23 protein-coding genes are annotated in these 23,371 nt (G+C 71.0%); 12 read left to right on the top strand and 11 right to left on the bottom strand.

The features are described 5' to 3' along the window. Window positions 1–22: 22 nt before the first annotated feature. From iolD to iolC, 4 genes are read right to left on the bottom strand one after another with little or no spacing between them, the layout of a single operon-like run. Window positions 23–1,900 carry a 3D-(3,5/4)-trihydroxycyclohexane-1,2-dione acylhydrolase (decyclizing) gene (iolD, locus tag TN53_RS06520; protein ID WP_046257404.1) on the bottom strand — a complete coding sequence of 626 codons (1,878 nt, stop codon included), beginning with the start codon at window positions 1,898–1,900 and terminating at the stop codon, window positions 23–25. Further along, on the bottom strand, window positions 1,900–2,805 hold the full coding sequence (gene iolB, locus TN53_RS06515; RefSeq protein WP_046257403.1) for a 5-deoxy-glucuronate isomerase: 906 nt from the start codon (window positions 2,803–2,805) through the stop codon (window positions 1,900–1,902). The genes iolD and iolB overlap by 1 nt, the downstream gene beginning before the upstream one ends. Before the next feature lie 31 nt (window positions 2,806–2,836). Further along, window positions 2,837–3,712, bottom strand: coding sequence for a Cgl0159 family (beta/alpha)8-fold protein (locus tag TN53_RS06510; RefSeq protein WP_046257402.1), 876 nt, complete (start codon window positions 3,710–3,712; stop codon window positions 2,837–2,839). Beyond that, on the bottom strand, window positions 3,709–4,671 hold the full coding sequence (gene iolC / locus TN53_RS06505; protein WP_046257401.1) for a 5-dehydro-2-deoxygluconokinase: 963 nt from the start codon (window positions 4,669–4,671) through the stop codon (window positions 3,709–3,711). The genes TN53_RS06510 and iolC overlap by 4 nt, the downstream gene beginning before the upstream one ends. A gap of 273 nt (window positions 4,672–4,944) precedes the next feature. Between iolC and TN53_RS06500 the strand changes: the two genes are divergently transcribed. Genes TN53_RS06500 through TN53_RS06475 form a run of 6 tightly spaced genes read left to right on the top strand, consistent with a single transcriptional unit; the run spans window position 4,945 to window position 10,766 of the window. After that, window positions 4,945–5,961, top strand: a complete 1,017-nt coding sequence (locus TN53_RS06500; protein ID WP_046257400.1) for a sugar ABC transporter substrate-binding protein — start codon at window positions 4,945–4,947, stop codon at window positions 5,959–5,961. Further along, the gene (locus TN53_RS06495; protein WP_046257399.1) at window positions 5,961–7,037 is read left to right on the top strand and encodes an ABC transporter permease; all 1,077 of its coding nucleotides are present in this window, start codon (window positions 5,961–5,963) and stop codon (window positions 7,035–7,037) included. Before TN53_RS06500 ends, TN53_RS06495 begins: the two co-directional genes overlap by 1 nt. Window positions 7,038–7,042: 5 nt before the next feature. Next, window positions 7,043–7,957, top strand: coding sequence for an ATP-binding cassette domain-containing protein (locus TN53_RS06490; protein WP_046257463.1), 915 nt, complete (start codon window positions 7,043–7,045; stop codon window positions 7,955–7,957). After that, the gene (locus TN53_RS06485) at window positions 7,954–8,853 is read left to right on the top strand and encodes a sugar phosphate isomerase/epimerase family protein (RefSeq protein ID WP_046257398.1); all 900 of its coding nucleotides are present in this window, start codon (window positions 7,954–7,956) and stop codon (window positions 8,851–8,853) included. Before TN53_RS06490 ends, TN53_RS06485 begins: the two co-directional genes overlap by 4 nt. Window positions 8,854–8,863: 10 nt before the next feature. Beyond that, window positions 8,864–9,880, top strand: coding sequence for a Gfo/Idh/MocA family protein (locus TN53_RS06480; protein WP_046257397.1), 1,017 nt, complete (start codon window positions 8,864–8,866; stop codon window positions 9,878–9,880). A 58-nt stretch (window positions 9,881–9,938) separates the two neighbouring features. Beyond that, the gene (locus TN53_RS06475) at window positions 9,939–10,766 is read left to right on the top strand and encodes a PhzF family phenazine biosynthesis protein (protein WP_046257396.1); all 828 of its coding nucleotides are present in this window, start codon (window positions 9,939–9,941) and stop codon (window positions 10,764–10,766) included. On the opposite strand, the gene TN53_RS06470 is transcribed toward TN53_RS06475, so the two are convergent. Further along, entirely contained in the window at window positions 10,738–11,190 is a 453-nt protein-coding gene (locus TN53_RS06470; protein ID WP_234441521.1) for a GNAT family N-acetyltransferase, read from the bottom strand. The two genes, TN53_RS06475 and TN53_RS06470, sit on opposite strands and share 29 nt — an antisense overlap. 74 nt (window positions 11,191–11,264) lie before the next feature. Here TN53_RS06470 and TN53_RS06465 point away from each other — a divergent pair, with 74 nt between their 5' ends. Further along, window positions 11,265–12,932: a tetratricopeptide repeat protein gene (locus TN53_RS06465; RefSeq protein ID WP_046257394.1), complete on the top strand. Its 1,668-nt coding sequence runs from the start codon at window positions 11,265–11,267 to the stop codon at window positions 12,930–12,932. On the opposite strand, the gene TN53_RS06460 is transcribed toward TN53_RS06465, so the two are convergent. Genes TN53_RS06460 through TN53_RS06445 form a run of 4 tightly spaced genes read right to left on the bottom strand, consistent with a single transcriptional unit; the run spans window position 12,881 to window position 16,916 of the window. After that, window positions 12,881–13,903 (bottom strand): Gfo/Idh/MocA family protein, encoded by a 1,023-nt coding sequence (locus tag TN53_RS06460; RefSeq protein ID WP_046257393.1) that lies wholly within the window; start codon window positions 13,901–13,903, stop codon window positions 12,881–12,883. The two genes, TN53_RS06465 and TN53_RS06460, sit on opposite strands and share 52 nt — an antisense overlap. Further along, window positions 13,900–14,904, bottom strand: a complete 1,005-nt coding sequence (locus tag TN53_RS06455; RefSeq protein WP_046257392.1) for a Gfo/Idh/MocA family oxidoreductase — start codon at window positions 14,902–14,904, stop codon at window positions 13,900–13,902. Before TN53_RS06455 ends, TN53_RS06460 begins: the two co-directional genes overlap by 4 nt. Before the next feature lie 53 nt (window positions 14,905–14,957). Further along, window positions 14,958–15,734: an SDR family oxidoreductase gene (locus TN53_RS06450; RefSeq protein ID WP_046257391.1), complete on the bottom strand. Its 777-nt coding sequence runs from the start codon at window positions 15,732–15,734 to the stop codon at window positions 14,958–14,960. A 15-nt stretch (window positions 15,735–15,749) separates the two neighbouring features. Then, entirely contained in the window at window positions 15,750–16,916 is a 1,167-nt protein-coding gene (locus TN53_RS06445; protein ID WP_046257390.1) for a phytanoyl-CoA dioxygenase family protein, read from the bottom strand. A gap of 107 nt (window positions 16,917–17,023) precedes the next feature. Here TN53_RS06445 and TN53_RS06440 point away from each other — a divergent pair, with 107 nt between their 5' ends. Continuing rightward, window positions 17,024–18,055: a LacI family DNA-binding transcriptional regulator gene (locus tag TN53_RS06440; RefSeq protein ID WP_046257389.1), complete on the top strand. Its 1,032-nt coding sequence runs from the start codon at window positions 17,024–17,026 to the stop codon at window positions 18,053–18,055. Here the strand turns inward: TN53_RS06440 and TN53_RS06435 are convergent. After that, window positions 18,045–19,196 (bottom strand): Gfo/Idh/MocA family protein, encoded by a 1,152-nt coding sequence (locus TN53_RS06435; protein ID WP_046257388.1) that lies wholly within the window; start codon window positions 19,194–19,196, stop codon window positions 18,045–18,047. The genes TN53_RS06440 and TN53_RS06435 overlap by 11 nt on opposite strands. Window positions 19,197–19,306: 110 nt before the next feature. Between TN53_RS06435 and TN53_RS06430 the strand changes: the two genes are divergently transcribed. Then, the gene (locus TN53_RS06430) at window positions 19,307–20,308 is read left to right on the top strand and encodes a LacI family DNA-binding transcriptional regulator (RefSeq protein WP_046257387.1); all 1,002 of its coding nucleotides are present in this window, start codon (window positions 19,307–19,309) and stop codon (window positions 20,306–20,308) included. Here TN53_RS06430 and TN53_RS06425 read toward each other — a convergent pair. Beyond that, a complete protein-coding gene (locus tag TN53_RS06425) occupies window positions 20,298–20,642 on the bottom strand; it encodes a cupin domain-containing protein (protein WP_046257386.1) in 345 nt (114 codons plus the stop codon). The two genes, TN53_RS06430 and TN53_RS06425, sit on opposite strands and share 11 nt — an antisense overlap. Before the next feature lie 131 nt (window positions 20,643–20,773). Here TN53_RS06425 and TN53_RS06420 point away from each other — a divergent pair, with 131 nt between their 5' ends. The 3 genes from TN53_RS06420 (at window position 20,774) to TN53_RS06410 (ending at window position 23,323) form a co-directional block, all read left to right on the top strand. Next, window positions 20,774–21,289 carry a hypothetical protein gene (locus tag TN53_RS06420; RefSeq protein WP_046257462.1) on the top strand — a complete coding sequence of 172 codons (516 nt, stop codon included), beginning with the start codon at window positions 20,774–20,776 and terminating at the stop codon, window positions 21,287–21,289. 127 nt (window positions 21,290–21,416) lie between these two features. Next, on the top strand, window positions 21,417–22,259 hold the full coding sequence (locus TN53_RS06415; protein WP_046257461.1) for a dioxygenase: 843 nt from the start codon (window positions 21,417–21,419) through the stop codon (window positions 22,257–22,259). Beyond that, the gene (locus TN53_RS06410; protein ID WP_046257385.1) at window positions 22,256–23,323 is read left to right on the top strand and encodes a maleylacetate reductase; all 1,068 of its coding nucleotides are present in this window, start codon (window positions 22,256–22,258) and stop codon (window positions 23,321–23,323) included. Before TN53_RS06415 ends, TN53_RS06410 begins: the two co-directional genes overlap by 4 nt. Window positions 23,324–23,371 lie beyond the last annotated feature (48 nt).

Genomic DNA, 23,371 nt, shown 5'->3' with positions numbered 1-23,371 from the left:
GGGGCCTTTCATGAGCGGTGGTTCAGAGGTGGCGGCGGCGGTCGGCGACCTGGCGGTCGTACTCCCCGCGGGCCCGTACGGCCGACTCGCGGGCGGCGACCTCGGCGACCGGCACGTCCCACCAGGCCTCGGTCGGGGGAGCGGCCGGGTTGGCGGTGTCGGTCTCGACGTACACACAGGTCGGCCGGTCCGAGGCGCGGGCCGCGTTCAGTGCCTCCCGCAGCTCGCGCACCGTCTTGGCGCGCAGCACATCCATGCCGAGGCTGGCGGCGTTGGCGGCGAGGTCGACGGGGAGCGGGGCGCCGGAGAAGGTGCCGTCGGCGGCCCGGTAGCGGTAGGCGGTGCCGAAGCGCTCGGCGCCGACCGTCTCGGAGAGGCCGCCGATGGAGGCGTAGCCGTGGTTCTGGATGAGGACAAGGTTGATCGGCAGGCCCTCCTGGACGGCCGTGACGATCTCGGTCGGCATCATCAGATAGGTGCCGTCACCGACCAGCGCCCACACGGGTGTGCCGGGGCTCGCCTGCTGGACGCCGATCGCGGCCGGGATCTCGTAGCCCATGCAGGAGTAGCCGTACTCCAGGTGGTACTGGCGGGGGCTGCGGGCCCGCCAGAGTTTGTGCAGGTCGCCGGGGAGTGAGCCCGCCGCGTTGATCACCACGTCCTCGTCGCCGACGACCGCGTCGAGGGCGCCGAGGAGCTGGGTCTGGGTCGGGACGGCGTTCTCGTCGGCGGCGTCGAAAGCCGCGTCGACCACCTGCTCCCAGCGTTCCTTGCCGGTGCGGTACTGGGACTCGTAAGCCGAGTTCACACGGTGCCCGGACAGTGCCTCCGTCAACGCCGTGAGTCCTGCCCGGGCGTCGCACACGAGTGTCCGTGCCGCGAGCTTGTGGGCGTCGAAGCCGGTGATGTTGAGGTTGAGGAACCGGACGTCGGGGTTGAGGAAGAGCGTGCCCGAGGCGGTGGTGAAGTCCGTGTACCTCGTCCCCACCCCGATCACCAGGTCCGCGGTGCGGGCGAGTTCGTCGCTGACGGCCGTGCCGGTGTGGCCGATGCCGCCGAGGTCGGCGGGGTGATCGTGACGCAGGGAGCCCTTGCCGGCCTGCGTGGACGCGACCGGGACACCGGTGGCGTCCACGAGGGTCTTGAGGGCCTCTTCCGCCTTGCTGTGGTGGATGCCGCCGCCCGCGACGATCAGGGGGCGGGAGGCGGACCGTACGGCACGTACCGCCTCGGCCAGCTCGACGGGATCGGGAGCGGGACGCCGTACGCGCCACACGCGCTCGGCGAAGAACTCCTCCGGCCAGTCGTAGGCCTCCGCCTGGACGTCCTGGGGGAGGGCGAGGGTGACGGCGCCGGTCTCGGCGGGGTCGGCGAGGATTCGCATGGCGTTCAGGGCCGAGGGGATCAGGGCTTCGGGGCGGGTGACGCGGTCGAAGTACCGGGAGACCGGGCGCAGGGTGTCGTTGACCGACACGTCCGCCTCCGTCGGGTGTTCGAGCTGCTGGAGGAGCGGGTCGGCGGTGCGGGTGGCGAAGTAGTCGCCGGGCAGGAGCAGGACCGGGATGCGGTTGATCGTCGCCAGGGCGGCGCCGGTGACCAGGTTCGTCGCGCCCGGGCCGATGGACGTCGTCACGGCCTGCGCGGAGAGCCGGTCGAGGTGGCGGGCGTGACCGACGGCCGCGTGCACCATGGACTGCTCGTTGCGGCCCTGGTGGAACGGCATCACCCCCTCGCCGGCCTCCAGCAGCGCCTGACCGAGGCCCGCCACGTTGCCGTGGCCGAAGATGCCCCAGGTCCCGGCGATCAGCCGGTGCCGCACCCCGTCCCGCTCGGTGTACTGGACGGACAGGAACCGCACCAGGGCTTGGGCGACGGTCAGGCGGCGGGTGGGCGTGCTCATCAGGACTTCTCCGGTGCCGTGTAGAGGGGGAGTCGGGGGTCGACCGGCTGGTCGGGCCAGGTGTCGCGGATGCCGGCGTGATCCGGGTGGTCGCAGATCAGCCAGCCGCGCTCGGCCTCGGGGCCCGCCATGACGTTGAGGTAGTACATGTGGTGACCGGGCACGGCCATGGAGGGCCCGTGCCAGCCGTCCGGGATCAACACGACGTCACCGCCCCGCACTTCGGCCAGCACGTCGGTGTTGCGGCCCCGGCCGGACGGTGAAACGCGTTGGTAGCCGCAGCCGCCCGGGCCGTCGATCTCGAAGTAGTAGATCTCTTCGAGCACCGACTCCTCACCCGGGCGATGTTCGTCGTGCTTGTGCGGCGGGAAGGAGGACCAGTTGCCGCCGGGGGTGATCACCTCGACGGCGATGAGCTTGTCGCACTCGAAACCCTGTCCATCAGCGTCTCCGGCGCGGGCGGCCGCACCGAAGTTGTTGACCTGCCGGGAGCAGTTCCCGGTGCCGCGCAGCTCCACCGGGACGTCGGACGCCGGTCCGTAGCGGGCGGGCAGCCGCCTCGTGCAGCGTGCGCCGGTGAGGGCGAACCGTCCGCCGCCGGCCGTCGAGACCGTCGTACGGGAATCGCGTGGGACATACGCGAAGTCGCTGACGCCCGTGAACACGCTCTCGCGGCCGTGGAGCGGGAACGTGTCACCGCCGAACTCGTCGGCCGTGGTCACCGTGCAGCCGCCCGCCAGGGGGAGGACGATCCACTCGCTCTCGCCGGTGTCGAAGGTGTGGGTGCCGCCCGGTGGCAGCTCCAGGACGCGCAGAGCGGAGTAGCCCCAGCCGGCCGACTCGGGGGACACGTCGACCAGGTAGGGGCCGCCGAGGGCCTTTCCCGCGGGGAGGTGATACGTCATCGGTGCCTCCGTGCCTTCCGTACCTCTCGTGTCACAGCAGCCCGACGGCCGTGTCGACCGCCGTCTCCACGCTGCCCTCGGCCGGGTAGAGCAGGGACCGGCCCACGACCATGCCCTGGACCGTCGGCAGCCTGAGGGCCTTGCGCCAGCGCTCGTAGGCGGCCTCCTGGTCGTCGACCTCGCCGCCCAGCAGCACCGCGGGCAGGGTGGAGGTCTCCAGGACCTCCGCCATGTCGTCGGGGTCGTGGGTCACGGGCAGCTTCAGCCAGGTGTACGCGGAGGTGCCGCCGAGGCCCGAGGCGATGGCGATCGACCTGGTGACGGCCTCGGGGGAGAGGTCGTTGACGACCCTGCCGTCGAGCCGCCGGGAGATGAACGGTTCCACGAACAGGGGGAGCCGGTGGGACGCCATGTCGTCGATCGCGCGGGCCGTCGACTCCAACGTGGTCAGCGAGCCCGGGTCGTCGTAGTCGATGCGCAGCAGCAGCTTGCCCGCGTCGAAGCGGAGCCGGGCGAGGTCCTGGGCGCGGTGGCCGGTGAAGCGGTCGTCCAGCTCGAAGGCGGCGCCCGCGAGGCCGCCGCGGTTCATCGAGCCCATGACGACCTTGTTCTCCAGCACGCCGAGCAGGAGGAGGTCCTCCAGGATGTCCGCGGTGGCCAGCACCCCGTCCACGCCAGGGCGCGACAGCGCGACACAGAGGCGTTCCAGCAGGTCGGCGCGGTCGGCCATGGCGAGCCTGCGGTCGCCGACGCCGAGGGCGCCACGGGCCGGGTGGTCGGCGGCCACGATCATCAGCCGGCCGCTGTCGCCCAGCAGTGGGCGCCGCACGCGGCGGGCGGCCGCCTCGGCGATCGCCTCCGGATGCCGGGCCCTGAGGGAGACGAGGTCGCGGATCCTGGTGCTCAAGACGGAACTCCGTTCAGCAGGCTCTCGACCTCGGCCGCCGTCGGCATCGCCGAGGAGCAGGCGAGACGGGAGGCGACGAGGGCGCCGGCCGCGTTGGCGTACCGCATGATCCGCTCCAGCTCCCAGCCGGACAGCAGACCGTGGCAGAGCGAGCCGCCGAACGCGTCGCCCGCGCCGAGGCCGTTGACCACCTCGACGGGGACCGGCGGGACCTCGGCGGTCGTGCCGTCGCGATGGACCGCGAGCACACCCTTGGGGCCCTGCTTGACGACGGCCAGTTCGACTCCGGCCGCCAGCAGGGCCTCCGCGCAGGCGCGGGGTTCGCGCACTCCGGTGGCGATCTCGCACTCGTCGAGGTTGCCGACCGCCACGGTCGCGTGGCGCAGGGCTTCCGCGTAGTAGGGCCGGGCCTCTTCCGGGTCACCCCAGAACATCGGCCGCCAGTCCAGGTCGAAGACGGTGGTACCCGCCTTGGCGCGGGCCTTCAGTGCGGCGAGCGTGGCCGAGCGGCTGGGCTCCTCGCTCAGACCGGTGCCGGTGATCCAGAAGATCCGGGCCGAGCGGATCGCGAAGTAGTCCAGCTCATCCGTGTGGATCTCCAGGTCGGGAGCCTTGGGCCGGCGGTAGAAGTACAGCGGGAAGTCGTCCGGCGGGAAGATCTCGCAGAACGTCAGCGGCGTCGGGTACGCGGCCACCGATGTCACCCAGCGGTCGTCGACGCCGAACTCCTTGAGCGCGGTGTGGAGATAGCTGCCGAAGGGGTCGTCACCGGTGCGGGTGATCACGGCGGCGGAGCGGCCCAGCCGGGCGGCCGCGACCGAAACGTTGGCCGCCGAACCACCCAGAAACTTTCCGAACTTCTGCACATCGCCCAGTGGCACGCCGGTCTGAAGTGGGTAAAGATCAACTCCTATGCGGCCGATCGTGATCAAGTCGAAGGGCTGGGATGAATCGGCCATGTGTGACGCTCCTCGAGTCCCAGGGGGCCTGTCGCCTCTCAGATGTAGGACCCGGAGGGCAACCCTGTCAAGACTTTGTACTTACATTCGGACCTGATTGTGAAATGATGTCTTAACAAAGTATTGACAGCGGGCTCCGGAAGGGATGGAATCCCGTCCCAGTACAACCGCCGTATTTGCGGCACGCGACCCGCACATGCCAAGATCCCGGGCCTCGGAATCCCCCGAGATCTTTCTCCCTTTCCCCCGTAAGCACAGTGAGGTGCAGGAAAGATGGACCGCTCTGCTCACTCCCGTTCTCGTCGATTCGCCCCAGTTGTGGCGATCGCCGCGGCGGCTGCCCTGACCCTCGCCGGCTGCTCCAGCAGCTCCGGGGGCAAGAAGTCCGAGGAGAGCGCAGACGGCGCCTCAGCGGGCAAGGCCTCCACTCCGCGCATGACGATCGCGCTGGTCACGCACCAGTCGGCCGGTGACACCTTCTGGGACATCGTCCGCAAGGGCGCCACGGCCGCGGCCGCCAAGGACAACGTCAAGCTGATCTACTCCGCCGACCCGAGCGCCGCCACCCAGGCCAACCTCATCCAGAACGCCATCGACCAGAAGGTCGACGGCATCGCGGTCACCCTCGCCAAGCCGGACGCCCTCAAGGACGTCATAGCCAAGGCGAAGAAGGCCGGCATCCCCGTGGTCGGCCTCAACTCCGGTGTCAGCGAGTGGCAGAAGCTCGGTCTGATGGAGTTCTTCGGCCAGGACGAGACCGTGGCCGGTGAGGCGCTCGGCAAGCGGCTGAACGAGGCCGGCGCCAAGAACGCCGTCTGTGTCATCCAGGAGCAGGGCAACATCGGCCTGACCCAGCGCTGCGACGGCGTCGACAAGACCTTCGACGGCAAGCTCCAGACGCTGAACGTCAACGGCACCGACATGCCGTCCGTGAAGTCGACGATCACCGCCAAGCTCAGCGACAAGTCCATCGACTACGTCGTCACCCTCGGCGCCCCCTTCGCGCTGACCGCGGTGCAGTCGGTGGCGGACGCGGGCAGCAAGGCCAAGGTCGCGACCTTCGACCTCAACAAGGACCTGACGGGCGCCATCAGCAAGGGCACCATCGAGTTCGCGGTGGACCAGCAGCCCTACCTCCAGGGCTACCTGGCGATCGACTCGCTGTGGCTCTACAAGAACAACGGCAACTACATGGGCGGCGGTGAGCAGCCGGTGCTGACCGGTCCCGCCTTCGTCGACAAGACCAACGTCGACAAGGTCGCCGAGTTCGCCTCGAAGGGTACCCGGTGATGGGTATGACCCAGCATGCCGAGCCGGCGGTGACCACACCGCCGGCCCCCGGCCCGAAGGAGACCGACGGCCGCACCGCTCAACGATCCCTGGCACTGCGCCTGTTGGCGCGTCCCGACGTCGGTGTCTTCCTCGGTGCCGTGGCGGTGTGGGTGTTCTTCCTCATCTCCGCCCCGCCGGTGCGTGACGGCGGTTCGATGGCCAACATCCTCTACCAGTCCTCCACCATCGGGATCATGGCGCTGCCGGTGGCGCTGCTGATGATCGGCGGCGAGTTCGACCTCTCCTCCGGCGTCGCGGTCATCACCTCGGCGCTCACCGCGAGCATGCTCGCCTACCAGCTCACCGTGAACGTGTGGGTGGGCGTCATCGCCGCGCTGATCGTCTCGCTGGCGATCGGGTTCCTCAACGGCTGGCTGGTGGTCAAGACCGGTCTGCCCAGCTTCCTGATCACCCTGGGCACGTTCCTGATCCTGCAGGGCGTGAACCTGGCGGTCACCAAGCTGGTCACCGGCAACGTGGCCACCGACGACATCAGCACCATGGACGGCTTCTCCGGAGCGAAGAAGATCTTCGCCTCCTCCTTCGAGGTCGGCGGCGTCCAGATCAAGATCACCATCGTCTACTGGCTGGTCTTCGCCGCGCTGGCGACCTGGGTACTGCTGCGCACCAAGTACGGCAACTGGATCTTCGCCGTCGGCGGCAACAAGGACTCCGCGCGGGCCGTCGGTGTCCCGGTGACCTTCACCAAGATCTCCCTGTTCATGCTGGTCGGCTTCGGCGCCTGGTTCGTCGGCATGCACAACCTGTTCTCCTTCAACACCGTGCAGTCCGGCGAGGGCGTGGGCCAGGAGCTCATCTACATCTCCGCCGCGGTGATCGGCGGCTGTCTGCTGACCGGCGGCGCCGGCTCCGCGATCGGCCCGGTCTTCGGTGCGTTCATGTTCGGCATGGTGCAGCAGGGCATCGTCTACGCCGGCTGGAACCCGGACTGGTTCAAGGCCTTCCTCGGCGTGATGCTCCTCGGCGCCGTCCTGATCAATCTGTGGGTCAGCCGCACGGCGACCCGGAGGTGACCGCAATGACATCCAGCAACGAAGCCGGCACCCACGGAGCCGTTCTCGCCGACGACGCCCCCGCCACCGACGGGGCGATCGTCGAACTCCGCAACGCCGGCAAGTCGTACGGCAACATCCGCGCCCTGCACGGTGTCGACCTGAAGGTCTTCCCCAGCCAGGTCACCTGTGTGCTCGGTGACAACGGCGCCGGCAAGTCCACCCTCATCAAGATCATCTCCGGGCTGCACCAGCACACCGAGGGCGAGTTCCTCGTCGACGGCTCCCCGGTGCGCTTCTCCACCCCGCGCGAGGCCCTCGACAAGGGCATCGCCACCGTCTACCAGGACCTCGCCGTGGTCCCGCTGATGCCGGTGTGGCGCAACTTCTTCCTCGGCTCCGAGATCACCAAGGGCCCCTGGCCCGTGCGCCGTCTCGACATCGAGAAGATGAAGAAGACCGCCGACGAAGAGCTCCGCAACATGGGCATCGTCCTGGACGACATGGACCAGCCCATCGGCACCCTCTCCGGCGGCCAGCGCCAGTGCGTGGCCATCGCCCGCGCCGTCTACTTCGGCGCCCGCGTCCTGATCCTGGACGAGCCGACCGCCGCCCTCGGCGTCAAGCAGTCCGGTGTCGTGCTGAAGTACATCGCCGCCGCCCGCGACCGCGGCCTCGGCGTCATCTTCATCACCCACAACCCCCACCACGCCTACATGGTCGGCGACCACTTCAGCGTCCTGCGTCTGGGCACCATGGAACTCAACGCCTCCCGCGACGAGGTCAGCCTCGAAGAGCTCACCAACCACATGGCCGGCGGCTCCGAACTCGCCGCCCTCAAGCACGAGTTGTCACAGGTCCGCGGCGTCGACGTGGAGGAGCTCCCGGAGGAGCAGGACCTCACGGCACCGGTCGTGGTGACCAAGGAAGACGCGTCGTGACCGCCCTGGACCGCATCCGGGTCGGCTCCGCCCCCGACTCCTGGGGCGTCTGGTTCCCCGACGACCCCCAGCAGGTCCCCTGGGAACGCTTCCTGGACGAGGTCGCCGAAGCGGGCTACTCCTGGATCGAGTTGGGCCCCTACGGCTATCTGCCCACCGACCCGGCCCGGCTGACGGACGAGGTGGCCAGGCGGGACCTCACGGTGTCGGCCGGCACGGTCTTCACCGGTCTGCACCGAGGCCCCTCCGTGTGGGAGTCGACCTGGGAGCACGTCAGCCAGGTCGCCGCCCTCACCCAGGCGATGGGCGCACAGCACCTCGTCGTCATCCCGTCGTTCTGGCGCGACGACAAGACCGCCGAGATCCTCGAACCCCCGGAGCTGACCCACGAGCAGTGGGCCCACCTCACCAAGGGCATGGAGCGGCTCGGCCATGAGGTGAAGGAGGCGTACGGCCTCGACATCGTCGTGCACCCGCACGCCGACACCCACCTCGACACCGAGGACCACGTCGAGCACTTCCTCGACTCGACCGACTCCGAACTCGTCAACCTCTGCCTGGACACCGGTCACTACGCCTACTGCGGCGGCGACAGCGTCAAGCTGATCGAGACGTACGGCGAACGCATCGGCTACCTCCACCTCAAGCAGGTCGACCCGGCGATCCTCGCCGACGTCGTGGCGAACGAGGTGCCGTTCGGACCGGCGGTGCAGCGCGGGGTGATGTGCGAACCGCCCTCCGGCGTACCGGAGTTGGAGCCGGTGCTGGTGGCCGCGCAGAAACTCGGCGTGGAGCTGTTCGCCATCGTCGAGCAGGACATGTACCCGTGCGAGCCGGACAAGCCGCTGCCGATCGCCGTACGCACCCGCAAGTTCCTGCGGTCCTGCGGAGCCTGAGAGGGCGGTCATGACCCAGCGTGCACCGCTCCAAGTCGCGGTCATCGGTACGGGAAAGATGGGCGCCGACCATGTGCGCCGTATCGAAGAGGTCACCAGCGGCGCACGGGTGAGCGCCGTCGTGGACGTCGACGCGGAGCGGGCCAAGGCCGTCGCGGCCCGCGTCGACGGCTGCACCGCCTACACCGACGCGGCGACCGCACTCGCGGCGCCCGACGTCGACGCCGTGCTGATCGCCTCGTCGGGGCCGGCCCACGAGGGGGCACTGCTCGCCGCCCTCGAACGGGATCTCCCGGTTCTGTGCGAGAAGCCGCTCACCCCCGACTCGGCGTCGGCGCTGCGAGTGCTGGAGGCCGAGCGGAAGCTGGGTCACCGGCGGGTTCAGGTCGGCTTCATGCGGCGCTACGACGCCGAGTACATGAAACTCAAGTCCCTGCTGGAGACAGGTCAGTTGGGCCGTCCGCTGATGGTGCACAACCGGCACCGCAACGCGGCCAGCCCGCCCTTCTTCACCAGTGACATGCTCGTCAGCGACTCGGTGGCGCACGAGACGGACGTGACCCGCTGGCTGCTCGGCCAGGAGATCACCGCCGTCACCGTGCTGCGGCCCAAACCGTCCGCGAACGCGCCGGAGGACCTCCAGGACCCGCAGTTCGTGGTGTTCGAGACGGACGGCGGCGCGGTCGTCGACGTGGAGATCTTCGTCAACTGCGGCTTCGGTTACCAGGTCCAGGCGGAGGTGGTCTGCGAACGCGGCACCGCCCGCATCGGCGACGGCCACGCCATGGTCACCAACATGGCAGGCCGTTGGGGCGGAACCATCTCCCAGGACTTCATCGACCGCTTCGCCGACGCCTACGACCGCGAGCTCCAGGTGTGGGTCGACGCCACCCGCCGAGGCGAGGTCACCGGGCCCAGTACCTGGGACGGCTACGCGGCGGCCGCCGTGTGCGAGGCGGGCGTGCGGGCCTTGAACGAAGGTGGCCGTGTGGAGGTGGAGTTGGTGGAGCGGCCGACCCTGTACTGATCCACTTCTTCGTAACTGGACTTGTCCGGACGGGGGTCGGCGTCGCTAGGGTCCGGCCATGCTCCCCATCCATGTGGTCGACGCCTTCACCGACCGTCCCTTCGCCGGAAATCCGGCGGGTGTGTGTCTGCTGCCCGCCGGGGAGTGGCCCGACGAGGTCTGGATGCGGCGGGTGGCCGCCGAACTGCGCCACTCGGAGACCGCGTTCGCCCTTCCCCTGCCCCCGGGGGCCGAGGCGGACTGGGCCATCCGCTGGTTCACGCCCACGGTCGAGGCCAAACTGTGCGGCCACGCCACGCTGGCCACGGCACACATCCTGCGCACCACCAGCGGGCTGCGCGGCGCGGTCCGCTTCCGCAGCCGGCTGCACGGCACGCTCGTCGCCCACCTGGCCGACACCGGCGGCATCACCCTGGACTTCCCCGCCGCGCCCGGCACCGAGGTCCCGGCATCGCCCGGTCTGTCCGCGGCGCTCGGTACAGAGCCCGAGGCCACCCGTCGGACTCGCCCGGTCGGGGATCTGCTGGTCGTCCTGTCCGACGAGGCCACCGTCCGGGCCCTGACCCCCGACCTGGCGGCACTCGCCGCGCTGACGGTCCGCGAGGGGCTGCGCGCCGTCACCGTCACCGCGCCGGCGGACGGGACCGGTGGGTCGTACGACTTCGTCTCGCGCTTCTTCGCCCCCGCGAACGGCATCCCCGAGGACCCGGTCACGGGCAGTGCCCACACCGGTCTGGCGCCCTACTGGTCGGATCGCCTGGGCCGCGACAGGCTGCTCGGCCTTCAGACTTCCGCACGGACGGGCCTGGTCCGCACGGAGGTGCGCGGAGACCGCGTCCATCTGACCGGGGACGCGGTCACGGTGTTCCGGGGAGAGCTCGTGTGAAGACCACCATCGGCTGACCAGGGCCGTTGTACTCCTCCTCGACACGCGCCTCGAACCCCAGGCCGCGATGGAAGGCGACCGACCCCTCGTTGGCGATCGACGTGATCGCCTTCAGCCGGACGGCGCCCAGCTCGCGGGCGGCCTCGACGAACGCGGCGTACAGATCGCGGCCGAGTCCGGTGCCGCGGGTGTCGTCTCGGGTGGCGATCAGATGGACGTACCCCGTGCCGTCGGGCGTGACGAAGCCGATGAGGTAGCCGCGGATGCCGTCGTCGGCGCGGGCGACCAGGCAGGTCGAGCCGAACTCCCGCACCAGGGCGAGGAGATGGAGCGAGCGCAGGTCGCGGTCGCCCCAGTAGCGGGGGTGGTCCGCCAAGACCTGCTGGATGTCGGTGACTTGGGCGGGGGTGATCTGCACGGCCATGGGGTCGATCATGGCAGGTGTGCAACCGGGGCGCTCTTGCGGCTGTCCTTTGTGTGAGGGCGACGGAGGTGTGCATGAGGGTCCTGCTGCCGGTGGCGCGCGGGCTGGCCAGGCTGGCGCCCGGGGTGGGCGAGCCGCTGCTCGCAGCCTTGCTGCTGCGCTGTCTCACCCCCGGCTGGGTACTGCTGCGGCCCAGTCCGCCCGAGCGCCTGCTCGCCTGGGCCGAAGAGGCTGTCGCCGTGCTGCACCGCGCCCACCCGAGCCGCCCGGTCCGCCGGGCCCGAGCCCTGGCCCTGTACGCGCACGCGCTGGACGCGATGGAACGGCACGAGGAGGCGTGCGCGGTGGCGGTCGTCGCGGACGCCGTACCAGGGGCCCGGCCGTCGCAGGCGGAGACCGCGTACCTGCTGCATGTCCGGGCGCAGGCACTCCTGGGGAGCGGCAGAGCCGAGGAGGCGCTGGAGGCGGCCCGACGCTGCGTCGAGACGTATCGTCACGGCCCGGCTCCGGCCGGCCGGGACCGCTCCCTGGGCTCCCTGCCGGGCGCCCTGCGCACCTATGCGCTGGTGCTCGGTGTGCTGGGGCACACGGAACAGTCCGTGCTCGTGTACGAGGAGTGCGCCGGGCTGCTGCGGTCCATGTCGTTGCGGGAGTCCAGCAGGGTTCTGCTCGTCACGTCGCGCGTGTTCGTGGAGCTCGTCGGCGGGTTGAAGGCCCTCGGGCGCCACGAGGAGGCGCTGGCGCTCGGACCCGAGGCGAGGGAGTCGTTGCGCGGTGGGGTCTTCCTCGCGTACCCCGGGATCATTCTGCCGTTGCGCGCACAACTGCTCATGGACCTGGCCGACTGCCACGGAGCCAGGGGCGACCGGGAGACGGCACGCACGACGGCCGAGGAGGCGGTGGCCGAGATGCGGACCCCCGCGGGTGCGGCATGGCTGCCCGTCGCGCTGAGGTGTCTGGCCGACACGCTTGCCGAAGCCGACGCGCCCGACGACGAGTTGAGCACCCTCCAGGAGTTGGCCGACCTGTACTCCGAGGAGTCGCGGGACACCGATCCGCTGCTCGCGCAGACCCTGGACGACCTGGCCCGCTGTCACCGCCGGGCCGGCCGCCACCGCGAAGCCGTCGCGGCCACGGAACGCGGCATCGCCGCATACCGGCGCGCAGTGGCCCGCGACGCGGCGCACGAGCCCGAACTGGCCCGCGTGCTGGCCAATCTGAGCCTCCGTCAGGACGACGCGGGTGACGCGGAGTCGGCCGTGACGAGCGCCCACGAGGCGCTCACCCTCACCCGGAGGCTGACCGAGTCCGACTGGGAGACGTACCACCCGCTCACCGCCCGCCGCCTCCGCGTCCTCGGCCAGGCTCTCCGGAGCGCCGACGACCTCGCGGGAATCGTGTCCTGCTACGAGGAGGCGGAAGCCGTCCTGAGGGAACACCGGGACCGGCCGGGCGTCGAGGCCGAGCTCGCCACGATCCGGGACGTACTCGCCGACGCGCTGCGCGCCAGGGCCGCCGCGAGCGACCTCGACGAAAAGGTCACGGCCCTGCGCTCGCTCGCCGCTCTCACTCGTCGCGCGGATGCCACGTATGTCCACGCCATGTGCTTGAGGGCGTTCCAACAGGCCCGATCCGTCGCGGTCGTGCGCGCATGGGAGGCCGCGACGGGGGAGCCGTATCTGTCGTCCGTCTACCGGTTCACGACCGACCGAGGCCGCGGCTCGAACCCTGCCGCCCGGTAGCTCTCGTCGATCAGCGTCATCGTCGCCACCGCGTCATCCGCGTCGAGCGGCACCGGCGCCCCCTCACGCACCCGCGCCGCGAACGCCTCCAGCTGGTACGTGTACGACGACCGGGTGCCCAGCCGCTCGGTCCGCTCGCCCTCGGCGGTGCGGACCACGACCCGGTCGTCCAGGTGCGGCAGCACGAAGTTCGGGGCGCTCACCTCGCCCCGGCCGCCGATGATCCGGATGCTCATGTCCAGTCCGTCGTACGCCATGTGACAGCGCGCCGACCCGGTCGCCCCACCGGGGAACTCCAGCTCGGTGTCCAGCCATTCGTCGACGCCCGGCGCGCTCGCACGCTCCCCGCCCCGCGCGGAGACGAGCCGTGGGGCGCCGCCCGCGAAGGGGGCGAGCATGCGCAGCGCGTGCACGCTGTAGCAGCCCAGGTCCATCACGGCGCCGCCGGCCAGCGGCAGGGACCAGCGCGGGTCGGTGTCGGGCGGTGCGGCGATCGCGACCATGGCCTCCACCCGCTCCAGATCGCCGATCTCGCCGCTCGCGAGAATCTCGTGCAGGCGACGGGTGACCGGGTGGAAGAGGTAGTGGAACGCCTCCATGAAGACGGTCCCGGACTTCGCCGCCGCCTCCCGCACCTCGGCGGCCTCCTCGGCATTGCTCGCCGACGGCTTCTCGCTCAGCACATGCTTGCCTGCCGCGAGGGCGGCGAGGTTCCACGGCCCGTGCAGACCGTTGGCGAGAGGGTTGTACACGACGTCGATCTCGGGGTCGGCGAGCAGATCGGCGTACGAGTCGACGACCCGCTCCACGCCGTGCTCGCCCGCGAACGCCTCGGCGCGGGACCGGTCGCGCGCGGCCACCGCGACGAGGCGGTGGCCGGTGATCCGGGCCGGGTCGACGAGGGAGCGTTCGGTGATCCGTGCGGCTCCCAGCACTCCGATGCGCAGTGGTTCCCGGCCCGGCTCGCTCATGCCTGCCGTACCTCCTCGATGGTGACAGGACGGTGCTCGTGCAGGGACAGTGTGCACGCCTCGGCGATCCAGCCGGCCTCCAGGGCGTCCTCGACCGTGCACGGGGAGGTGCGGTTGCCCGCGACGACCTCGGTGAACGCGGTGAGTTCGGCGCGGTAGGCCTCGGTGAAGCGGTCCATGAAGAAGTCGTGCGGCGTGCCGGCCGGGAACGTCACGCCGGGCTCGACCGAGCGCAGCGGCAGCTTGTCCTCCAGGCCCACGGCGATGGAGTCCGTGAAGCCGTGGATCTCCATGCGGACGTCGTAACCCCGGGCGTTGTGACGGGAGTTGGAGATCACCGCGATGGTGCCGTCGTCGAGGGTGAGGAGCGCGCCGGTGGTGTCGGCGTCGCCCGCCTCCTTGATGTAGTCGGCACCCCGGTTGCCGCCGACGGCGTACACCTCGACGACCTCGCGGCCGGTCACCCAGCGGATGATGTCGAAGTCGTGCACCGAACAGTCGCGGAAGATGCCGCCCGACGCGGCGACGTACGCGGCCGGCGGGGGCGCCGGGTCCAGCGTGGTCGACCGCACGGTGTGCAGCTTGCCGAGCTCCCCGGCCCGCACGGCGGCACGCGCGGCGACGAACCCGGCGTCGAAGCGGCGGTTGTAGCCGATCTGGATCGGCACGTCCTTGCCCTGGATCGCCTTGAGGACCTCGACGCCGTCGCTCATGTGCTTGGCGACGGGCTTCTCGCAGAAGACGGGGATACCGGCCTCGACGCCGGCCAGGATCAGCGCGGGGTGGGCGTCGGTCGCGGCCGCGACGACGATGCCGTCCACGCCGGCGGCCAGCAGGGCCTCGGGCGAGTCCACGACCTCGCCGCCGAACTTCTCCGCGGCGGCCTTGGCGGCGTCCGCGAACGGGTCGGTGAGTACGAGCGACTCGACCACGTCGAGTCCGGAGAGGGTCTCGGCGTGGAAGGCGCCGATGCGGCCGAGGCCGAGGATTCCGATGCGCATGGGGGTTGCAGCTCCTTGAGGGTTCTTACAGAAATCGGGAGGCCCGAAGAGCCTCAGTCGAGTCCGCCGAGCACGTTCTGGTCCCAGTCGATCACCGATCCGGTGACCACGCCCGACCGGTCGGACAGCAGCAGGACCACGAAGTCGGCGATCTCGTCCGGCTGGCCGAGCTTGCCCATCGGCAGCTTCGCCGCCGCCTCCTCCAGCCAGCCGTCCTCGGCACCGTGGAAGGCCTTCTGTGTCGCGTCCTCGCCCTCCGTCGCGGTCCAGCCGATGTTCAGGCCGTTGATCCGGACCCGGTCCCAGCGATGCGCGTGCGCCGCGTTGCGGGTCAGCCCGATGAGCCCCGCCTTCGCGGCGACGTACGGGGCGAGGAAGGGCTGCCCGCCGTGCGCCGAGGACGTGATGATGTTGACGACCGTGCCGGGGGCCTTGCGGCCCACCATGTCGGCGACCGCGGCCTGCATCGCGAAGAACGGCGCCTTGAGGTTGATCGCGATGTGCTCGTCGAACAGCTCCGGTGTGGTGTCGAGGAGCGTGCCCCGGGAGGTCAGCCCCGCCGAGTTCACCAGACAGTCGATCCGGCCGTGCGCGGCGACCACCTCGGCCACGGACGCCTTGGCCTGATCGGCGTCCGCGAGGTCGGCGCGTACGAACATCGCCTTGCCGCCGGCGGCCGTCAGCTCGGCGACCAGCGCCTCGCCCGGCGCCGGGCGCCGCCCGGACACGGCGACCACCGCGCCCTCACGCACCGCGGCCCGCGCGATCGCGGCGCCCACGCCCTGGCTGCCGCCGTTGACGAGGACGACCTTGTCGTCGAGAAGTCCCATGAAGTTCCGGTCCTTTCAGCTCTCGCGCCGCTCGGCGCTCGCGCGCAGCTCGTCCCGCAGAGTGCGCGGCGTCCATCGCTCACGCAGCGCCCGCCGTAGCAGGTCCGCCTGCGAGGGCGGGGCCATGCCGTCGACCGGCGGGTCGCTGTCGAGGTTGGTGGGGAAGGGGTAGCCCTCGGCGCTGGCGGCGATCACGTTCTCCAGCCACTCCTCGCCGACGCCCTCCGACGCGCGCCGCAGCAGCACGGGGTAGACGGCGTTCGTCACCGTCTCCCGGTCCACGCTCTCCATGGCGCGTCCGAAGGCCGAGGACACCTGGAGCAGGTTGGCCATGCGGCGCACGTCCGTGGTGCGGTTGGTGCCGGCGGCGTGGAACAGCGCCGGGTTGAAGAAGGCGGCGTCGCCCAGGGCGAGCGGGAGCTGGACGTGGTGCTTCCTGAAGTACTTCTGGAACTCCGGCCGCCGCCAGGCCAGATAGCCCGGCTCGTACGCCTGCGAGAACGGCAGGTACAGCGTCGGCCCCGACTCCACCGGCATGTCGCAGTGCGCGACCGCGCCCTGCAGGGTGAGCACGGGGGAGAGGCGGTGGACATGCGCCGGGTAGGCCGCGGCGACCTCCTCGGAGAGGAAGCCGAGGTGGTAGTCGCGGTGCACGGTCTGGGCGAGGCCGCCCGGGTTGACCACGTTGATCTGGGAGGTCACCTGGTAGCCGGGGCCGAGCCAGGCCTCGCAGACCAGTGCGAGGACGGGGTTGGCGTAGTAGTCGGCGAAGGTCGACGGATCGTAGAGGGCCGCCTTCTCCAGCGCGTTCCACACCCGCTCGTTCGCGCCGGGCTTGGCGAAGTGGTCGCCGGCCGTGGTGCCCGCCGCGTCCTGCTCGCGGATCAGCGAGTCGAACACCTTGGTGGCGCGGTCGACGATCTCGTGATCGCGGAAGGCGCCCTTGAAGACCACCACTCCGGGCCCGTCGCAGAGGGCTCTGACGAGCTCCTCCTGGATGTCCCGGCGATCACCGGCGCCGAGGAGTCGCTCGGTGTCGTACATCAGGACGTTGCGCTCCACGCCGACGGCGTGCGGGTAGTCGGCGGGGTCGACGTTCCGCTCGACGAGCGCGCGGAAGGAGTCGAGGTCGCAGTCCTGCGCGGACAGCCAGACACGGTGTTGTACGGCGGTGAAGGACATCTGTGTCCTCTCGGTGACAGGGGCGACTCAGCGCTGCCATTCTTGTCAGTACAAACCCGTCGAACAACCAGCAGTAGGCCATCAAAAACCCCTCAAGGAGCCAGTCCATGGGCCACCCCTTCCCGATCCGGGAGATCGCACGTCAGGCGGGCCTGAGCGAGGCCACTGTCGACCGCGTCCTGAACGGCAGGGGAGGGGTCCGGGAGAGCACGGTCCGTGAGGTCCGGCAGGCCATCGCCGACCTGGACCGGCAGCGCACCCAGGTCAGGCTGGTCGGCCGCACCTTCATGATCGACATCGTGATGCAGGCGCCGGAGCGCTTCTCCACCGCCGTCCGAGGGGCTCTGGAGACGGAACTGCCCGCCCTGCACCCGGCGGTCGTGCGTTCCCGCTTCCACTTCCGGGAGACCGGCCCGGTCCAGGAACAGGTCCGAATCCTGGACCGGATAGCCCGCCGCGGCTCCCAGGGAGTGATCCTCAAGGCGCCTGACGTCCCCGAGGTCGCCGCCGCCGTCGGGCGCCTCGACCGGGCCGGCATCCCCGTGGTCACCCTGGTCACCGACCTGCCCGCCACCCCGCGCCTCGGCTACGTCGGCATCGACAACCGCGCCGCCGGCGCGACCGCCGCGTACCTCATGGGCCAGTGGCTCGGCGACCGCCCCGGCAATGTCCTCACCAGCCTGAGCAGCGGCTTCTTCCGCAACGAGGAGGAGCGCGAGATGGGCTTCCGCAGCGCCATGCGCGCCCGCCACCCCGAGCGCACCCTCGTCGAGATCGCCGAGGGCCAGGGCCTGGACGCCACCCAGTACGACCTCGTCCGGGCCGCCCTGGAACGCGACCCGGACATCCGCGCGGTCTACTCGATCGGCGGCGGCAACATCGCCACGCTGAAGGCCTTCGATGACCTCGGCCGAAAGTGCGCGGTGTTCATCGCCCACGACCTCGACCACGACAACGACCGGCTGCTGCGCGAGCACCGGCTCTCCGCCGTCCTCCACCACGACCTGCGCCAGGACCTGCGCGAGGCCTGCCACCTGGTCATGCGCGAGCACGGCGCGCTGCCGCCCGCGGGACCGACGGTGCCGTCCGCGATACAGGTCGTGACGCCCTACAACATGCCGACAGCGCTCACAGGTTGACCCACGCGCCGGTCTGCGCCGACCGGGCCATCGCATCGAGTACGGCGGCGCTGTGCACGGCGTCCGCCAGCGTGGCCCCGTGCGAGGTGCCCTCCGCGATCGAGCGCAGGAAGCGATGGCACTCGACCACCTTGAGATCGTCGTAGCCCATCGCGTTCGCGGAGCCCGGCTGGAACGCCCCGAACTCGCCGTCGCCCGGGCCGACGTAGACCGTGCTGACGGGCTGGTCCTGGTAGCCGGTGCCGCGGCTCACGCCGAACTCGTTCATCCGGCGGAAGTCCCAGAACACCGCGCCCTTGGTGCCGTGCACCTCGAAGCCGTAGTTGTTCTGCTCACCGACCGAGACCCGGCAGGCCTCAAGGACCCCGCGGGCGCCGGAGGCGAAGCGCAGCAGACAGTTGACGTAGTCCTCGTTCTCCACCTGGCCCAACTCCCCGCCGGAAGCCCGGGAATGACCCGCGGTGGCCCCGGTCGGACGGGCCCGTTCCGGCACGAAGATCGCCGTGTCGGCCGTCAACGACGCGATGTCCCCGAGCAGATACCGCGCCAGGTCCACCCCGTGCGAGGCCAGGTCGCCCAGCACCCCGCTGCCGCCCCGCTCCTTCTCGTACCGCCACGTCAGGGCGCCCTCTGGGTGCGCCGCGTAGTCGCTGAAGAGACGGATGCGGACATGGGTGACCGTGCCGATGTCACCGGAGGCGATCAGCGCGCGGGCCGCCTCGACGGCGGGCGCGTTGCGGTAGTTGAAGCCGACCGCGCTGTGGACCCCCGCCTTCGCGGCCGCGTCCGCCACCGCCCGGGCGTCCTCGGCGCTCAGCCCCACCGGTTTCTCGATCCAGATGTGCTTGCCGGCCTCGGCCATCGCGACCCCGATCTCCCGGTGCAGGAAGTTCGGCGCGGTGATGCTGACGGCTCGCACCCGCGGATCGGCGGCCACCTCCCGCCAGTTCCGGGTCGTCGAGGCGAACCCGAACTGCGCGGCGGCCTCCTCGGCCCGCCCCGGCACCTCCTCGGCGACCATCACGAGCTCCGGACGCAGGCCCAGCCGCGGGTAGTGGTGCAGGACGCGGGCGTACGCCTGGGTGTGCACCCGGCCCATCCAGCCGAACCCGACGACGGCGACCCCGAGCGAATCCACCATGACAGCCCCTCTTTGGACCGGTCCACAATCTGTCCAGGCCACCCTGAGTCGCATTCTCCAAGGTGTCAACCCTTTGACAGGACAATGGACCTCATGGAACGGTCCATACCATGAGACCTCCGACGATCCGCGACGTCGCCGACCGCGCCGGCGTCTCCAAGTCCCTGGTCTCCCTCGTGCTGCGCGGCTCCGAACAGGTGCGCCCCGAGAAGCGCGAGGCGGTGACGCGAGCCATGGAGGAGCTCGGCTACCGCCCCAACGCCGCCGCCCGCAGCCTCAGCGAGCAGCGCACCCGCACCGTCGGCGTACTCCTCAACGACCTGCGCAACCCCTGGTTCGTCGACCTGCTCGACGGCCTCAACTCACTGCTGCACGACAACGGCCTGCACATGCTGATGGCCGACACCCGCCTCAACCGCCGCATCGGCCAGGACGTGACCGGCCCCTTCCTCGACCTGCGCGCCGACGGCCTGGTCGTCATCGGCACCCTGCCCGACCCGGCCGCGCTCGGAGCGATCGCCGAGCGCATCCCGGTCGTCGTCGCGGGTGCCCGTGAGCCGGTCCTGCCGGGCGTGGACATGGTCGCCAACGACGACGAACAGGGCGCCCGTCTGGTCACCGAGCACCTCATCGGGCTGGGCCACCGACGCATCGCGCACATCGCGGGCTACGGCGCCGTCGGCGAGCTGCGCCGGCGCAGCTTCGAGGCGACGATGCGGGCGCACGGCCTGGCGGGGGTGGTGGAGGTCAGTGACATGACGGAGGAGGGCGGCTACCGCACCACCGTCCGGCTGCTGAGCCGCCCCGACCGGCCCACCGCCGTCTTCGCCGTCAACGACATCGCCTCGGTCGGTGTCCTGTCGGCGGCCGAGGAACTGGGCCTGCGCGTCCCGCGCGACCTGTCCGTCGTCGGCTACGACAACACCCGTATCGCGAGCCTGCGCCACGTCTGGCTCACCACCGTCGACAGCGCCAACCACGAGGTCGGCCGCCGCGCGGCCCGCTGCCTGCTGGACCGCTTCGAGGGCGGCGGGGGAGCGGGGCGGGTGCAGCTGGCGGCGCCCACGCTGGAGGTCCGGGGCACGACGGGGGCGCCACCGCCTACAGATTGATCGAGTACGCCTTCCGCAGCGTCTCGTGCACCGTCCACGTCGTACGGTCACCCTCCCGCAGCACGGCCATGTCGCCCGGCCCCACCTTCAGCGTCGGACCGCCCTCGACCTCGACGGTCGCCGAGCCGCTGATCACCACGAACAGCTCGTCCGCCTCGACGTCGGTGACCACCCCGGGCGTGATCTGCCAGATCCCCCGGATCTGCCTGCCGTCCTGCGACTCCCAGACCACCTTCCCGGTCACCTCGGGCGTGCCGGAGACGATCTGCTCCAGGGCGAGGGGCTCGGGTTCGAGCTCGGCGTCAGGGATGTGGACAACGAAACTGTGGGTCATGGGAGGACCCTAGCCGCGCGGAACCGGTCGCGGCCGTGGACACGATGTGGGGTATCCGCCCAGGTAGGAGGACACTGCGTCAGGGTCGAGCGGACTGGCGGGGTGCCCGCACCCGGGTGATCGTGGAGGGCATGGCGGACACCCGGGCTGCTGCCGCGTCCGAGCGGCACGCGCACGACACACGCGAGAGTCTCCTGTTCGGCGGCGTCTACGGCGCGGTCCTGGCCTGCTCGATGGTCGCCGCGCTCACCCAGTACGGCCACACCGACCGGGAGACCCGCCGTTACGACGCGGTCTGGCTCGTGGTCACGGCCCTGGCTTCCGCCCTCGCCCACGGGTACGCCCACTACATCGCGGAACGCGCCCCGCACCACCGCGGCGACGCCGTGCGCACCCTCATCAACGAGTGGCCCCTGGTCACAGCGGTCCTGCCCACGGTCTTCATCCTGGCGGGCGCGGGCTGGGGCTGGTGGCCCGCGAAGGGCGTGGAGTACCCGGCGTTCACCCTGAACATCGCCCTGCTGTTCACCCTGGGCGTCGTGACGGCCCGCTGGTCGCACCGCTCCTGGCCCTACGCCCTGCTGATCGGCCTCGTGGACGCGCTGCTCGGCGTGGGCGTCGTGGTGGCCAACGCGGTCATCAAGTGAGGCCGCGCAGGGTCGGCGCCCAGGGGGACGGGCAAAGTGGTGCGGGACCTCGTGTCCGAGGACCGGGACCAGAATGTGCGCCTGGTCGTCCGGTTCGGCCGACCGGCGCACCGGGGAAGGACCCGACATGACCGACGTCACCGACGAGGCGATCCACAGCCTGCACGCCACGGCCGACCCCCGCCTCCGCGAACTGCTCACGGCCCTCGTCCGCCATCTGCACGCCTTCGCGCACGAGACCCGGCTCACCCAGGACGAGTGGGAAGCCGCGATCCGCTTCCTCACGGCGACCGGACAGTCCTGCACGGACACCCGGCAGGAGTTCATCCTCCTGTCGGACGTGCTGGGACTGTCGATGCTGGTCGAGACGATCCACAGCGACGGTCACGGCACCGAGAGCACGGTCCTGGGCCCGTTCCACATGACCGAGTCGCCGGCGCGTGAACTCGGAGCGGACATCGATCTCATGGGCGGCGGCGAGCCGTGCGTGGTGAGCGGCCGGGTGCTCTCGACGGACGGAACTCCGCTGCCCGGCGCGGCGGTCGACGTCTGGCAGGCGAACGGCCAGGGCTACTACGACGTCCAGCAGCCCGAGATCCAGCCGCCGGGCAACGGCCGCGGCCTGTTCACCACGGACGCCGAGGGCGGCTTCCGCTTCCGCACCTGTGTGCCCAGCTCGTACCCCATCCCCACGGACGGCCCGGTCGGCGACCTCCTGCGCGCCACCGGCCGTCACCCCTACCGCCCCGCACACATCCACTTCATCGCCTCGGCCGACGGACACGCCCCCGTCACCACGCACATCTTCGTGGCCGGCGACCCCTATCTGGCTTCCGACGCGGTGTTCGCCGTCAAACAGAGCCTCGTCCGCGCCTTCACCCCGACCGACGACCCTTCCCTGGCCAAGGAGTTCGGCGTCCCGAACCCCTTCCGGCACGCGCGCGTGGACCTCGTACTGGAGCGCTCATGACGGAGTTCGTCCACGAGTCCCCGCCCACGAGGGTCGTCCTGCGCCCCGGCGCCGCCACGACGGCGATCCCTGACGAGGCCCGACGCCTCGGCCTGCGGCGGCTGTTGGTCGTCTCCGGCACACGCGGTGCGGACACGGCCCAGACGGTCGCCGGCGCCCTCGGCCCGGCCTGTGCGGGACTGCACACCGGGGCCCGGATGCACGTCCCCGTGGAGGTCGCCGACCGGGCCGTCGAGGCGGCACGGGACGCCGGAGCCGACGGGTGCGTCGCGGTCGGCGGCGGCTCGTCCATCGGCCTCGGCAAGGCGATCGCCCTGCGCACCGGCCTGCCGCTGATCGCCGTACCCACCACGTACTCCGGCTCCGAGGCGACCCCCGTCTGGGGTCTGACCGAACACGGCGCCAAACGCACCGGCCGCGACCCGTCCGTCCTGCCCCGCAGCATCGTCTACGACCCCGAACTGACCCTCTCCCTCCCCGTACCGCTCTCCGTGACCAGCGGCGTCAACGCCCTCGCGCACGGCGTCGAGGCGCTGTACGCCCCGGACGCCTCGCCCCTGATCGCGCTGATGGCCGAGGAGGGTGTACGGGCGATGGCCCGGGCCCTGCCCGACGTGGCCGGTGAGCCGGCCTCCCTGGACGCCCGCGGCCGTGCCCTGTACGGCGCCTGGCTCTGTGGCTCCTGCCTGGGCGCCACCACGATGGGTCTGCACCACAAGCTGTGCCACGTCCTCGGCGGCACCTTCGGCCTGCCGCACTCGGAGACCCACACGGTGGTCCTTCCGCACGTCCTCGCGTACAACGCGCCCGCGGTCCCGGACGCGGTGGCCGCCGTGGCCCGAGCCCTGGACGCGGACGAGGCCCCGACAGCCCTGTGGCAGCTGGCCGGCAGCCTCGGCGCTCCGCGGTCCCTCGCCGAACTCGGCCTGAAGGAGGCCGACTTGGCGGTGGCGGCCGAGCAGGCGGCGGGCCAGGCGTACGCCAACCCCAGGGAGGTCACGGCGGACGGGGCGCTGGCGGTGCTGCGGGCGGCGTACGAGGGCGGACCGCCCCGACCGTCGTAGACGAACACGGGTCCGCCCCCGGAGTACGGAACTCCGAGGGCGGACCGG

It is taken from the genome of Streptomyces sp. WM6386, assembly GCF_000972385.1.
Taxonomy (GTDB): domain Bacteria; phylum Actinomycetota; class Actinomycetes; order Streptomycetales; family Streptomycetaceae; genus Streptomyces.
Note: the sequence above shows the minus strand (reverse complement) of the source record. Positions and strands in the feature narration are given on the sequence as shown.